Source organism: Schlesneria sphaerica (assembly GCF_044336245.1).
Classification (GTDB): Bacteria; Planctomycetota; Planctomycetia; order Planctomycetales; family Planctomycetaceae; genus Schlesneria; species Schlesneria sphaerica.
Map to the genome: position 1 here is coordinate 3,163,632 of NZ_CP172346.1, position 14,415 is coordinate 3,178,046.

Here is a 14,415-nt window from a genome sequence, read left to right on the forward strand (position 1 = left end):
TCTCTTCCTGGTGTAGGTTTGAAAGGTTTTGCGATGGCTTCGCCTGATGCGCTCCCGGGTGACGATGCGGTCTCACAGGAATCCCGCTTTACGCCCGATCAAGTCGGTGCGGCAATGGCCACGCTGAAAGCCGCCGGCGATTCCGGCGCGAGCTGGTTCTTCTGGATTGCCGGGTTGTCTCTAGTGAATTCCGCGATCAGCCATTTTGGTGGCGAGGTCCACTTCATCGTGGGACTGGCTGTCACCGCTATTGTGGATGCGATCGCTTCCGAGGTGGGACAGGCAGAGCCGGGTCTGGCGACCGCTTTCAAAATGATTGCGATTGGCATTTCCGTAGTCGTTGCCGCTGCATCAATCGGGTTTGGATTGCTTGCGATGAAACGATTCCTGTGGATCTTCGCCGCGGGGATGTTCCTGTACCTGCTGGATGGTCTGATCTATCTTGCTTTTGGCGACCTCTTGAGCGCAGCGTTTCACGGGTATGCGCTTTACTGCATGCTGCTGGGATTCAATGCTTATCGACAATTGAACAAGCTCGAAGCGGCTCTCGCCAGCGCCACTGAAACGGATGACGAAGCTGATCTCCGTTCCGATCAGGAGATCAGCTTCGAAACGCCCTGAAGTTCGCGGAAGAATTTCGCGTTGCCACGACAGGACTTCTGCGGCCCCCATCACGGTTTTCATCGTCGGTCCTATCGACGATGATCTGTTTCCAAATACTTTCTGGAGAGAGGAACGTCGTGAGCAGCGCAGCATCCATTGGTGTCCGGTCACTCGATCACGTGACCATCGTTGTGAAAGACCTCGCAGCAACCCGGCGATTCTATGTCGATTTGCTGGGAATGCAGGAGGTACCTCGCCCCGCTTTCTCGTTCGAAGGACAGTGGTTTCAGGCTGGCCCGACTCTGATTCACACCATCCTCGAATTCGAAGGGTCCGGCCCCGCTGGATCTGCCGCCTGTGCCAACTCGCGAGGACACCACTTCGCCTTCCTCGTTGATGACTGTCATGCCGCCGCTCGGAAAATCATCGAACGGGGCATCGAGTTCGTCTCACCACCGAAACAGCGACCCGACGGTGCCGTGCAACTCTTTATCAATGACCCGGACGGGCATCTCGTCGAACTCTGCTCGGCGGCTGATGCAGGAACGTAGACGCGTGCCGGCGTCGAGGAAGTCACATTCGGACTGCACTCGGAAGTTCTTTTTGACCGGTCATTAAACCATACACCTCCTCTCCGGCTCGCTCGGTCGTCGCCTGTTGCGTGAGGGAAAACCGAGAGATTGGGAATGGCCTTTTCAGATCAGGGATGATCGCATGAGCAAAGACTATTCACTGCCGACTGTGGGTGGGATGTTCGGAGCCTCCGACCACGACCGCTTTCTGGTCGATTCAGCGGAGGCCAGTTTCGACGATTTTTTTCCCATCACGATTCGACAGACGACGCGCCATCTGTACGAAACCGGTGTCGATGCACTCGCCGCGATCCTGAAAGACTGCCACCGCACACCAGAGCCACTCACATTGTGGACGGCGGATAATTTCTGTCGTGAGTCGCTCGATCGACTCTCATTGAAACTGAATGGCCGAATTCATTTCCGCTTCTACCAGCGGGTGGAAGAACTGGTCGAAATCCCACCGACGGATGTGCTGCTGTACCTGCACTTCAATCGATACAACTCCGCCTCCTTCGATTTCATCCGCCACCTAAAACAGACGACGGGCGTGACGGTGATCGAAGACTTCGTTCAGGCCCCCCTCGATATTTCCCGCTTCTGCGGTGACTACGCACTCAACAGTCTGAGAAAATTCAGCAGCCTCGATATCGCCGTCGCCTACCATCGGTCCACCATCGCGATCCCGCCGCTCACAACAAACTATCGACTGCTGCGGAAAGCAGCCGAACGAGCCCGAAGTGAGTTCCTGCAGAACCCCTCTGAAGAGCGCGAGCAATTGTTCCTGCAGCTCGGCCAGGAATCGGACGAAGCCCTCTGCGTCCCTGAGATTGCCCCGGCGCACCCGGACGAAATCGCCAGAGGAACCTCCTTCGATTTCCACTCGGTCCTTCAATGTCGGAAAGCCAACCATCAGTTTCTCGCACAGAGATTCCAGAACGAGTTTCCCGAGATCGAGATCCTGCCGGGCGAATACATGTATTTCATGATCACAACGAATGATCGTGATCGGTACAGGAAGCACCTGTTTACAAAGCGAATCTTCCCGGTCATTCACTGGGCCGATTCACAGAGCGAAGTCTCGAAATCGATTCTCAGCTTCCACATCGATCAGCGGTATTCCGCGAAAGAACTGGAGCGTGTCATCGACGAAGTGACGGAAATCCATTCGACACTCGCGGCCCCCTGACAGAGCCTCGACCATTTCAAGTCGGAATGATCGCCCGATCGGGGCAGCGATACGGTTCTTTAAACCGCGTTCACATAGTAAGATTCCGATACGTTTATTCCGCATCGCCGCAGGCAGGCCACAAGCCGCTGCGGTCACTCGGCACGCGTCGGGACGAATTGCCCAAACCGAACCTCAATCGCTTCGTTCCGCACGATCTGAAGTGAGACCAACGCAGCCCCACCGCCGTTGTCGGGAGATGATCGGAAGCATGAAGACGTTCCGGATAGTAATCACCGCGACGACGATCCTCTTTCTTGCTGCTCTCATCGGCGTGAACTGGAAGAATGTCACAGCGGCGCCGGACAGCCCACTTCCCGATGCACTTCAGACGACGTTCACAAACCGCATCTGGCCGCTGGTATCTGAGCACTGCCTGTCCTGTCATAACTCAACGACACAGGAAGGAAAGCTCAGCCTGAGCGAATTCTCGACCATCAGCGCCATACTGAAAAAGCATGCGGTGTGGGAAACGATCCTCGAACGGGTCGAAGCGGAAGAAATGCCCCCCCAGTCCGATTCGAACCATCTTACTCAGGAGGAGCGGTCTGACCTCGTTAACTGGATTCGCGACCTGCGAGACTTTGAGGCGAATCGTCGCGCTGGCGACCCGGGCATTGTGCTCGCTCGGCGGCTGAGCAACGCGGAGTACGATCATACGATTCGGGATCTGACGGGTGTGGACATTCGACCGACACGGGAATTTCCCGTCGATCCTGCGAATCAGGCGGGATTTGATAACTCGGGCGAGTCACTGACAATGTCCCCGGCGCTGGTCAAGAAATACCTGACCGCGGCTCGCGGCGTCGCTGATCACCTTGTCCTGCTTCCCGATGGATTCGTGTTTGCCCCCGATGCAGCTGTGGCGGAAACCGACCGTGACAAGTTTTGCGTCCAGCAGATTGTCCGGTTCTACCATCGGCACGAAGTCGACCTCGCTGACTATTTCTTTGCCTGCTGGCAGTACGAGCATCGAAGCGAACTTGGTCTCACCACCTCGAACCTTGAGGATCTCGCCCGAGACTTCAACCGTGTCAGCGACCCCGGCGACCAGACTGCACGTCCGTCACATTCCCCTGCGGATCCCCCCGCACACCTGTCACGAACTGTCGGCAAACGGCTAAGTGGGAAATACCTGAAGATTGTCTGGAAAGCACTCACCGCTCCCGTCGCGGCAGGGCCACTGCGACAGCTTCAGGAGGAATGGAAAAAGCTGTCAAATGATGTCACCCAACAGGCCGAGGTCCAGGTCGAGTGCCAGAGGCTGCGGGAGCTTGTCGTTACTCTGAGAAAAGAATTGGACCGGCCTGTTGAAAAGTTACATGTGAAAGGAAATTCAGACGGCAGTCAGCCACTGATCCTGTGGTGGAACAGACAGATCGCCGACCGAAGGATGCGGTACGTCGGAACTGGTGAGAACCCGCATCTAGATGCCGCCCGTCAACGATTCTGCGAGACGTTCCCAAACGCATTCTCGATTACCAGTCGGGGACTCTACGCCGACCCCAATCTCGGAAATGACGTTCGGTTGCTCACTGCGGGGTTCCACCTGATGCAGGGCTACTTCCGCGACGACGCGCCGCTTTACGATCTTGTCCTGAATGAAGCCGAACAGACAGAACTCGATTCGCTCTGGCAGAACTTGAACTTTGTAACGCTGGCCCCGATTCGGCAGTACAAGGACTTCCTGTTCTTCGAACGGGCTGAACCGCCCCAATTTGCCGGCGGACCGGAATTCGACTTTGCTCGCCCCGAGAATAAGGACGTGACGTCAGAGCCCCGGCTCAATCAAATGCGGACTCTGTACCTCGCCAAAGCCAGGGAAAATGAAGCGAGTCCCTCCGCAATCGAAGCGATTGAACATTACTTCGACTCGATGATCGAAGACGTCCGCTGGATCGAAGAGACTCAGCTTTCATCCCGGAAGCGGCATCTGGAAGCACTCATCCATTTCGCCGAACGAGCCTATCGCCGGCCACTGACCGAACACGAACGGGAAGAACAGCTCACGTTTTATCATCACCTGCGCCACGAAGATGAATTGTCCCATGAGGACGCGATGCGTGATTGTGTAGCCAGCATCCTCATGTCGCCTCATTTCTGCTTTCGCGTGGACCTCGCGGAACCAGACCAGGACATTCAGCCGCTGAACGACTTTGAGCTGGCCAACCGACTCAGCTACTTCCTCTGGTCGAGTATGCCGGATGAAGAGTTATTCACTCACGCTCGTGAGCAGAACCTGCACGAGCCAGCAGTCCTTCTTGGACAGGTTCATCGCATGCTCCAGGACGACAGCGTCCATGGACTCGCAACGGAGTTCGCCGGCAACTGGCTCGGCTTCAACCGTTTTGACGAACACAACAGCGTCGATCGTGAACGCTTCCCTGCGTTTGACGCGACTCTTCGTCAGGCGATGTACGAAGAACCGATCCGCCTGTTTATCGATGTCGCTCAACAGAATCGTTCTCTCTTCGATTTCCTGCATTCCCCCGACACATTCGTGAATTCCGTCCTGGCCAAACACTACGGCATGCCGATTGAGTTCCCGAATGACTCGTCTGGTCAAGAATGGGTGCATGTCCCGAATGCAGCGGACTTCGGTAGGGGGGGCTTGCTACCGATGTCGATCTTCCTGACCCGGAACTCCCCCGGGCTGAGAACCAGTCCCGTCAAACGAGGTTACTGGGTCGTCAGAAATCTGCTCGGTGAACACATCCCGCCTCCGCCCCCCGAAGTTCCTGAGCTTCCCAAAGATGAAGCGCAACTGGGCGAATTGAGCCTCCCTCAGATCCTCGCCCGACATCGGAACCATCAAGCCTGCTCAGGCTGTCATCAACGATTCGACTCGATCGGACTGGCTTTCGAAGGCTTTGACCCGATTGGTGGACGACGGGACCGTGATCTGGGAGGACGCCCGATCGAGGCGAAAGGACGATATCCCGACGACGTCGATCGCGAAGGTCTCGACGGACTTCGTACGTATCTTGCAGAACAACGACGTGACGACTTCGTCAACAATTTCTGCCGCAAGTTGCTGACATACGCCTTAGGCCGCAGCCTGCTGCTCTCAGACCAGGCAACGATCAAACGGATGCGCCAGTCACTCGAGGCCGACGACCATCGCTTTGTGCGAGCTGTCGAAGAAATCGTCACCAGCCCCCAGTTCCTGCACAAACGGGGACGCAACCCTGACTGACGACGCCTTAGTGCCACATTCCATCGAATTCCGATCAGTATCGTAATGGCTCTGGAATTCAGCTCCTTCATCAATGCGGAGAGTGTCAATGAGTGCCGACAGCATCCGGGTTAATCGACGGACAGTTCTTCGCGGTGTCGGAGTGGCGATGTCACTCCCCTGGCTCGAATCCCTTCCGGTCTGGGGCGATGATTCGGTCACCGGCGAACAACGATCGGAGCATCCGCGACGATTCGCGGCCCTGTTCATGGGAAACGGCATCAATGCAGAGCACTGGTGGGCGAAAGGGGCCGGGGACCAGATGGAACTCAGCCGAAGCCTGGAACCGCTCGCGCCACTGAAATCCAAAATCAATGTCATCAATGGCCTGTTTAACAAAGAAGCGACTGGTGTCGGAATCCATCCGGGCCAGACAGGTAATATCCTCTCTGGTGCCCCACTGCAGAAAGGAGCCGTACTGCGAGGGGGGATCAGCCTGGATCAGGTGCTGGCACTGCGCTTCAACGACGATACGCCGCAGTCCAGCCTGGTCCTGGGATGTGAGCAACCCATTACGGGCTATCATGAAACCAATTTCTCGATGGCTTACAGCTCACACATCTCATGGCACGACGCGAATTCTCCCGTCCCGATGGAGGTCTACCCGTCACTCGCGTTCGACAGTCTGTTCGACAATCAGGGCAGCAAACGGACAAAAAGCATTCTCGATCGCGTCAAAGACCACGCCTCTCACCTCAGCCGGCGCATCAGCCATTCCGATCAGGTGAAACTGACAGAATATCTCAGCAGTGTCCGTGAAGTTGAAAAACAGGTTGAGAAAGTTCGGTCCGTAAAAAACCAGGCGGAAGCCGCAGCGAAGAACGCGGCCCGGCAAATGAACCTGATGAAGCGCCCTGAAAACGGACTGCCCGAAGACATTCGCGATCATATGCGGCTGATGTGCGACATCATCGCACTCGCTTTCCAGACCGATAAAACCCGCGTCGCCACACTTCTGCTTTGTCGAGATCTTTCGGGGCTCTTTTATCCCTTCCTCGACGTTCGCCTCGCCCATCACCCCGCGTCGCATGATGATCTATCCGATGCCTATGAACGCGTCTCACGTTACTACGTTTCGCAGCTCGCGTATCTTGCATCTCGACTCGAAGCCATGCCGGAAGGAAACGGGACCGTCCTTGACCATTCCTGCCTGATGTTCATTTCCAATATGTGGTCCGGGAGCCAGCACGATTCCTCCAAAGTGCCTCTACTGCTCGCAGGGGGACTGGGAGGAACCATCGCGACCGGGCGAGTCCTCGACTACGGCTATCAGGATGATCAGCATCGCAAGCTCTGCAGTTTGTACCTTTCCCTGCTGAACTACGCGGGTGTGGAAGCGTCGCAATTCGGCGATGCGGACTCTCGCCTCCAGAATTTCTAACCACAAATCTTGTCGCGTTTTTAGACCGCCCACCCTGAACCTTCCGGCGGATCACACCATCCGCAGTCCGCGCGACGAAACACAGCCAACGGCAGACGCCCAACACCGCGTGAAATACAGCACGCTGCCGCCAAACCAATCAACTTCGGTGGCATCTCCAATCCCGCCGCCTGAATCCCCGGTGTGATCACTCGATCGGAATAATGAAAAAAGCCTTCCGAAAACTCGGAAGGCTTTTTTCATTATTCACTCAACCCGGTGACAGGTTGCGATTCAACAATCACTCTTCGCCGTCTTCTTCTTCATCCTTCGGATTCACGGCAACAGCCGAGTTTCCGCAGACCGAGATAGAGAGAGCCTGAATATCGTCGTCGTTGCTCGGAGGAACAGCAACGTCTTCGTAAACAGCGGACTTCAGCAGAACATCGACAGCCTTGCGCTCGCGAATCTGAGCTTCGAGGTTCTCGATGACGCCGGTCTTGACCAGACGAGAACGAACCCGTCGAGCGGTTTCGCCACGCTGAATGGCCATCAACTGAATTTCGGTTTCGAGATCGGCAGGAGTGACTTCGATCTTTTCGGTCTCGGCGATCTTGTCGAGGACGAAGTGCTCTTTCAGAGCCTGACGAGTCGACGTCACAGCGTTCTGTCGCAGTTGATTTTCCCGCGCCATAATCTGCTGTGTTGTGAAGCCAGCCTGTTCCATCTCGAGAATTTCGCGCCGCAGGGCGTTCTCAGTCTGCTTGCGGACAAGCATCTCTGGAAGATCCCATGTGGCCGATTCGGTGATTTTTTCGATGACCTGTCGGCGAACCGATTGTCTCTGTTCGTAGACAACCTGACGTTCGAGCATCCCCAGGATTTCGGCGCGAAGAGCGGCCAGATCGGCATAGCCCACTCGTTCGAAGAATGCAGCGTTCAGTTCAGGCAGCTTGACTCGCTGAACTTCGCCAACGGTGATGACGACATCCAGAGTCTCACCACGCATTTCGACTTGTTCGGCTTCCTGAGAAATCGTGACTTGCGTCTTCTTCTCATCACCCGCAACAGCGCCAGCCATCAGCTTGTCGAAATCCTTCAGTTCTGCATCGCGGAAGCGAATGGTTGGCTTCAGCTGCAATTCGACCGAAGAAATCTTGCGGAACGGCTGACCGTCTTTCGTAAACTCGACTGCAGCGACGACAACGTCATTCGCTTCGGCAGCACCTTCATGAGTTTCGTAGACAGCATACTGGCTGAGATAGCGATTCAGATAGACGTCGACATCGGCATCGCCTACTTCACGAACATGCCGCTGGATGACCAGGCCTTCGTACTTGGGCAACTCGAAATCAGGACGAACTTCGACGTCGAATTCGTATTCGAAGTCACCTTCTTCGGGGATGACCAGACTATCAACGTCAAAGCTGGGCTCGTTGATGGGATCGAGCGTGTTCTCTTCAGCAAGCTGCTCGAGACTCTGCATCAAGATCCGCTGACGAACGCTGTTCGCGATATCTTCGCGAAATCGCTTTGCGGCGAGACTGGCAGGGACGCGACCCTTACGAAAACCGGGAACCGCCACGGTCTTGACGACTTCTTCCAGCGCTTCGCCAGAGAAATGGTCGATGTCGGAACGAGGTACAGTGACTCGAACATGCTTGCGGCAAGGGCCGATGTTCTGAATGTCTACCTTCAGGGAGAGCCTGTACTTCAGGTCCTCAGTCGCTTCCGAGACTGGGTCCGCGACGGGGGATTCGGCTTCACTCACAAATGACGTCCTTTATGGAAGAAACGAGAGAGAGCGGGTGATGGGACTCGAACCCACGACAACCACGTTGGCAACGTGGTACTCTACCAACTGAGTTACACCCGCTTATTTCGGCCCGACCATAAAGCCGGGAGGGAATTATCCAACTTCAAGCCGTCTCGTCAAGCGAACAGGTCACTCTCTGCCAAAGATCCTGCGTTCAAAAAGGAAATTCCAAATTGAAGCTGCAGATTGCACCTCTGGAGGATGCGAATCGGTTTCCCTGAGCCGGAACTATAATGATTTCATTTTGGATTGGCTACTGAACCACAAGGAATCTTTCTCAAATGAATGCTGCGAAACTCCTTAAAGGGATCGTCGTCCTCCCGGTGTCTCATCTTACGATTGCCCGTGAGTGGTATTCGCACACTTTGGGGTTCGAAGCCGTATATCTGCACACTGATCCGGTCGAAAATCCCGAAGGGAATTATGCCATCCTTCGCCGGGATTCCGCCGAAGTACATCTGATTCTTGACGAAGGGCCACACGAACATCCCTGGCAGATCGCTGGCACCGGCTACCTCTTCCTGAAAGTCGACGGAATCGACGCGATTTATGAGCAGGCCATTCAATCGAAGACCCGAATCACCTGCGAGATTCGCCGGGAAGACTGGGGTGAGCGTGCCTTCCAGTTGACTGACCCGAGCGGAAATCGCATTCGCGTTTGCGAACATCGATTGTGACAACCCGTGAGAGCGAGATCGACTGGGGAATCGCACCGAAATTGGACGTCACTCAAATTCATCCGCCTTGATGTCCTCAGCGCCGCCGCAATGTTACGATGGGAGTTCGTATTTCGCTCGACCGATATTGCTCACAGGCGTGACGGTTGTCGCGAAACGAGCTCCATGGACCATGTTTCTGGTGTGAACGAATGATAGTGACGATCGATGGTCCAGCGGGTACCGGAAAGAGCACCGTGGCGAGAACGCTCGCCGACCGGTTAGGCTTTGAATTCCTCAATACCGGAGCCATGTACCGGACCGTCGCTTACGCCTGCCTGAAGAAGCAACTCCCTCTCGACGACGAACAAGCCGTCGCTGATGAAACGCTGCGACTGAAAATCACTTTCGCAAACAACCGGGTACTGCTCGGCGATCAGGACGTGACCGACGCGATCCGACAGCAGGAAGTCACCCAATCAGCTTCAATCGTCGCCGCTCACCCCGCCGTACGCAGCCGTCTGGTGGATCTGCAGCGGAAGATCGCCCATGGGATTAATCTCGTCACCGAAGGACGCGATCAGGGGACGATCGTTTTCCCGAACGCCGACTGCAAGTTCTTCCTGACCGCCTCGCCCGAGGAGCGAGCCCGCCGGCGCCTGAGGGAACTCGAAGAAAAGGGTGAGCAAGTCTCGCTCGAAGAACTGCTGGAGCAACAGTCCCTCCGCGACTATCGCGACGAGACTCGCGCGTGCTCGCCGCTGCAGCCCGCCCCGAACGCGATCATCATCGACACCACAGATATGACGATTGCCCACGTCACCGGCCGCCTGGAACAAATCGTGGCAGCAGTCTCGGCCAACTCGAGCCGCTAGAAACAGACATTGCTTTAACGGCCTGGCCACGACGCGTGACTACCGGTCAAGGCTTCGTCGCCGTGTCGATGCGACAACTTCCACCCTGACACCGCCCCGTCAGTCGCAGTCGATTGCGTGCAAACAGTGTGTAACCCAGATCGAGTAACTGGGAAATTAACGGTAGTCGCGTGAGCGTCACGGCGGGCCCAAACCCGACGGCCTGATAGAGGCGTCGAAACACTTCGACCCCCTCAATCCACTTTCCATCGGGCAACCGGCCCTGGATCCGTGCCATCAGATCATCCTGTGTCTTCCCCAGATCTTCCGCTCGAAAATCCGGGGCATCGATGTCTGTAAAGCGAATCTTTCCCTTACGGTCCCAGCGGCGCAGAAGAGCGATCTCCCTCACGCACAGCGGGCAGCCACCGTCATAAAAGACTTCGACTTCAAACGGCGTCGTATTGGTATCTGACACACCACACCTCCCATCGAATCGATAGAGCCGGCGTAACTCTCCAGGTCTGCAGGATTCCGACTGAAACGGTCTCTGAATCTGCCCAGGAGCCCACCCCACTCCATGAACCGCAGCCCCCTCAGGCAATTAACCGAGGTACGCAAAAGCCTATCCCACTCACTGGCGATTGCCGAGAAAAATCCGGACAGAGTCTGATCAGGCTGTTCGAGAATCAAATAACATCGAATTGTGGAGGGACTCCATCGCCGCCAGGAATTTTCAGGCAGGAAAGAGCCCGCCTGTCACTGCGCCGACCAGACTCGCTCGGCCGCCTGTTCGCCACTTGCGATCGCATCCGGGATCCCCACACCGTGGCACGTGATCCCTGCAAGAGCCAGACCCGTGTGTCGATGCTCCCATTTTTCGATTCGCGTGACCTGTTCCAGATGCCCGACGTGATATTGCGGCATCGCCTGCCGGTAACGAACCACTCTCATAAAATCAGGCTGCCCGTGAACGCCAAGCATCTCTGCCAACTCTTCACGAACGATTTCGATGATTCGCTCATCGGAGTTTTCAAGAATTTCGGGCTGCAGCGCTCCGCCGACAAAAGTCCTCAACAGCACATGTCCCGCAGGCGCCCGCTCCGGAAACTTGCGACTTGAGAACGAGACAGCGAGGACTCGCCGACCTTCCCGGTGAGGAATCACCAGACCGAATGCATGCAGTGGATCGCGGATGTCAGACAGGCGATGCCCGGAGACGACGATCGCGCTGGACGCGTATTCAATTCCCGCCAGGGCTTCGCTCAATTCGGCATCCAGCGAGGCAACCAATTGCGAAGTTCGAGAAGCCGACGCGGCGATGACCAGCCCCGAAAATGTCTCCGCAGAACCATCCGCCAGCGTAATACGATACCGCGCGGCATCAGGTACATCCGCATGATCCACGCCCGCCGAACACTCAGTGATGCTCCGGATTTCGCTTTGCAGACGAACATCGCAACGCGAGCGCACCTTCGCTCCTAAGGCGTCGACGAGATCCTCCATCCCCCCTTTCAGTCCTGCGAACAACCCGTACCGGGCCCCACTGGACGTATCCGTGGCAGCGGCGGAGGGACGATCCGAAGCAGGGGGCCGCTTCCCGGACCTGGCTCGGGCCTTGGACTTTTGAAACAGCGAGGCACGAATCAGACTGCCGTAGTCACGTTCCATTTCAAGAAAGCGGGGCATCGTGGCCGCGAGACTCAGACGCGTTGGATCGGCGGTGTAGATCCCCCCCACCAGCGGCTGAATCAGTCGTTCGAGTGCTTCGCGCCCAAACCGGCGAAGTACGAAACTGGAAAGACTTTCATCTTCGATCCCTCGCGGTTCGCCACCTTGCTGGCTACCCGCTTGAGTCGACATGCCCCCCTGGCGGCGGGGGAGGAACCATTCTGACAGCAGCCGAACTTTCCCCCAAACCGAGAAGAGCGGGGAGGTGACAACAGGCCAGATGGCTGTGGGACTCAATAACTGAAACCCCTCCGGAATGGGCACAGGCCGACCGTCGAACAGAACCAGCGCTCCGCGGAATCGCGTGTCGGTGGAAACGAGTCGATCTTCCATCCCCAGTCGACGACACAGGCTGACGGCCGCTGGCTTGTTCGTCAGGAACGAATCCGCTCCGAGATCGACCAGATAGTCACCGATACGTTCAGTCCCAACGAGTCCCCCCAGTCGGGAACCCGCTTCAAACAGCGTGACCGAGAGCTCGTCTCGCGATTCGCCCGCAAGTTCACAAAGGCGGTGTGCGGCCGACAGACCAGCCAGCCCGCCCCCGATGACGGCGATTCGCCGCGGTTTATCGTGAGCCTGCATGACGCCCCATCTCGTGCACCATTTCCACCAGAGCTTTCACGCTCTCAGGAGGAACTTCGGGAAAGACACCGTGTCCCAAATTGAAGATGTGACCGGGACGACCACCCGTCGCGTCGAGAACATCTTTTGCCCGGCGACGTAGCGTCGGCAGATCGGCCATCAATGACACCGGATCAAGGTTTCCCTGCACAGCGACATCGTGCCCCACCGTCTTCCATCCGTCTGCCAGATTTACTCTCCAGTCGAGACCGATCACCTGCCCACCCGCCTCACGCAATAGCGGCAGCAGCGCCGGGTTTCCCGTCAGGAAATTGATCACCGGCACACCAGGCTTGATCCCCTGGATCACCTGACGCGTATAAGGCAGCACATAGGTCCGGTAATCGTCCGGCGACAGGCAGCCTGCCCAACTATCAAACAACTGAACCGCCTGACATCCCGCATCGATCTGTGCGTTGATGTACCGAACGAGACTGCGTGCCAGGCGCTGCATCAGCGTCCGCCAGGCCCCTTCATCGGTGTACATCATGGATTTGGTCCGGATGTAATTCTTCGAGCCGCCCCCTTCGATGGCGTACGAAGCCAGGGTAAACGGAGCACCGGCAAACCCCAGCAGCGGAATGTCAGCGGGGAGATCCCGGCGAATCAGCTTCACCGCATCGAAAACGAACTGCATCGAACCAACATCTTCAAGTTCGCGAAATCGATCAACCTCGCTGGCCGTGACGATGGGGTTATGGATGACAGGGCCTTCCCCTTTGGCATATTCCAGATCGATCCCCATGGGTTCCAGCATGGGCAGCAGATCGGCGAACAGAATTGCCGCATCGACACCCAGCACCCGCTGAGCGGTCAGAGTCACTTCAGCGGCAAGTTCGGGCGATTTGCAAAGCTCGATGAACGTCACTTTGCTGCGAACCGCCATATATTCGGGAAGGTACCGACCTGCCTGGCGCATGATCCAGATCGGGGTGGTATCCGTGACCTCACGTCGTGCGGCTTTGAGGAATCGGCTGTTCTGCAAGGCGGGGGTCAGCATGGTGTCTCCGGTCGATGTATGCCCGATCTGTAAGCGTCGACGAGCAAGAATGAGGGCCGTCGGCCTGCATTCTCGATTCGGAAGAGGGTCAGCGGGATACGACTTCGTGCGAATCCGCCCGAGTTCGTTCTGGCCCGCCCTGAACTTGCGTCAGCACCTGCCGGTGAACGCTTACTCCGGGATTGTAGCGCGGCCGATTCCCGCTGGGAACCGAGGACGCCGTCGATTAATATCCAAGGATCATGATTCTTTTCATTCGCATCGACGCCACGACCTTACCCGCCCTGATTTTTGGAGCGGCTCTGGTTGTTTTGGCAGCACTACTGGGCCTGTTTGTCTGGCGCGCTCGTCGAACACTGGAACAGGACGGGGACGTTGATGCTCGGACGAAGCTGCATGCCAACCGCCAGATGAGGCGACGCCTGCAGATAAGTATCATGCTGGCCGTCATCGGCATCGTGATCGCCGTGGGAGACCAGATGGATCAGCTCTTTGTGCAGCGTCCGCATTTGTTTTTTGTATGGGTCGCCGTGGTCTTTGCACTGGTACTGTGGATGGTCCTGCTGGCGATGGGCGACTGGCTGTCCACGATTACTCATTCCGAGATCGCCAGGACTCGGCTGCATCTGGAACGACGCGAGCTCGAGGAACAGATTCGTCACTATCGAGCTACGCAGGCAAACACCGCATCAAACAAGAACGACTCGACCACCCAGTCCTGACAGAGGCGAGGGCC

Annotated in this window: 12 protein-coding genes and 1 tRNA gene; 8 read left to right on the forward strand and 5 right to left on the reverse strand. The window is 56.7% G+C overall.

All coding sequences use genetic code 11. The features are described from left to right. The first annotated feature begins 33 nt into the window (after positions 1-33). The 5 genes from ACGY09_RS11575 (at position 34) to ACGY09_RS11595 (ending at position 7,019) form a co-directional block, all read left to right on the forward strand. Positions 34-621 carry a hypothetical protein gene (locus ACGY09_RS11575; RefSeq protein WP_397571644.1) on the forward strand — a complete coding sequence of 196 codons (588 nt, stop codon included), beginning with the start codon at positions 34-36 and terminating at the stop codon, positions 619-621. Positions 622-740: 119 nt separating this feature from the next. Continuing rightward, entirely contained in the window at positions 741-1,154 is a 414-nt protein-coding gene (locus ACGY09_RS11580) for a VOC family protein (RefSeq protein ID WP_373650099.1), read from the forward strand. A 163-nt stretch (positions 1,155-1,317) separates the two neighbouring features. Then, a complete protein-coding gene (locus ACGY09_RS11585) occupies positions 1,318-2,364 on the forward strand; it encodes a hypothetical protein (RefSeq protein ID WP_397571645.1) in 1,047 nt (348 codons plus the stop codon). A 250-nt stretch (positions 2,365-2,614) separates the two neighbouring features. Then, a complete protein-coding gene (locus ACGY09_RS11590) occupies positions 2,615-5,599 on the forward strand; it encodes a DUF1592 domain-containing protein (protein WP_397571646.1) in 2,985 nt (994 codons plus the stop codon). An 88-nt stretch (positions 5,600-5,687) separates the two neighbouring features. After that, a complete protein-coding gene (locus tag ACGY09_RS11595) occupies positions 5,688-7,019 on the forward strand; it encodes a DUF1552 domain-containing protein (protein WP_397571647.1) in 1,332 nt (443 codons plus the stop codon). 280 nt (positions 7,020-7,299) lie between these two features. On the opposite strand, the gene tig is transcribed toward ACGY09_RS11595, so the two are convergent. Together tig and ACGY09_RS11605 are read right to left on the reverse strand one after the other, a co-directional pair. Continuing rightward, positions 7,300-8,769, reverse strand: a complete 1,470-nt coding sequence (gene tig / locus ACGY09_RS11600) for a trigger factor (protein ID WP_373650095.1) — start codon at positions 8,767-8,769, stop codon at positions 7,300-7,302. A gap of 32 nt (positions 8,770-8,801) precedes the next feature. After that, a tRNA-Gly gene (locus tag ACGY09_RS11605) sits at positions 8,802-8,874 on the reverse strand. Positions 8,875-9,095: 221 nt separating this feature from the next. Here ACGY09_RS11605 and ACGY09_RS11610 point away from each other — a divergent pair. Together ACGY09_RS11610 and cmk are read left to right on the forward strand one after the other, a co-directional pair. Then, on the forward strand, positions 9,096-9,491 hold the full coding sequence (locus ACGY09_RS11610) for a glyoxalase superfamily protein (protein WP_397571648.1): 396 nt from the start codon (positions 9,096-9,098) through the stop codon (positions 9,489-9,491). Positions 9,492-9,682: 191 nt separating this feature from the next. After that, positions 9,683-10,345 (forward strand): (d)CMP kinase, encoded by a 663-nt coding sequence (gene cmk, locus ACGY09_RS11615; protein WP_397571649.1) that lies wholly within the window; start codon positions 9,683-9,685, stop codon positions 10,343-10,345. A 46-nt stretch (positions 10,346-10,391) separates the two neighbouring features. Here cmk and ACGY09_RS11620 read toward each other — a convergent pair whose 3' ends face one another. The 3 genes from ACGY09_RS11620 to hemE form a co-directional block, all read right to left on the reverse strand. After that, entirely contained in the window at positions 10,392-10,802 is a 411-nt protein-coding gene (locus ACGY09_RS11620) for a thiol-disulfide oxidoreductase DCC family protein (RefSeq protein WP_397571650.1), read from the reverse strand. A gap of 281 nt (positions 10,803-11,083) precedes the next feature. Continuing rightward, a complete protein-coding gene (gene hemG, locus ACGY09_RS11625) occupies positions 11,084-12,640 on the reverse strand; it encodes a protoporphyrinogen oxidase (protein WP_397571651.1) in 1,557 nt (518 codons plus the stop codon). Further along, positions 12,624-13,679: a uroporphyrinogen decarboxylase gene (hemE, locus tag ACGY09_RS11630; protein WP_373650090.1), complete on the reverse strand. Its 1,056-nt coding sequence runs from the start codon at positions 13,677-13,679 to the stop codon at positions 12,624-12,626. Before hemE ends, hemG begins: the two co-directional genes overlap by 17 nt. Before the next feature lie 242 nt (positions 13,680-13,921). Here hemE and ACGY09_RS11635 point away from each other — a divergent pair, with 242 nt between their 5' ends. Next, complete coding sequence (locus ACGY09_RS11635) at positions 13,922-14,401, forward strand: hypothetical protein (RefSeq protein WP_397571652.1); 480 nt, start codon at positions 13,922-13,924, stop codon at positions 14,399-14,401. The last annotated feature ends 14 nt before the right edge of the window (positions 14,402-14,415 follow it).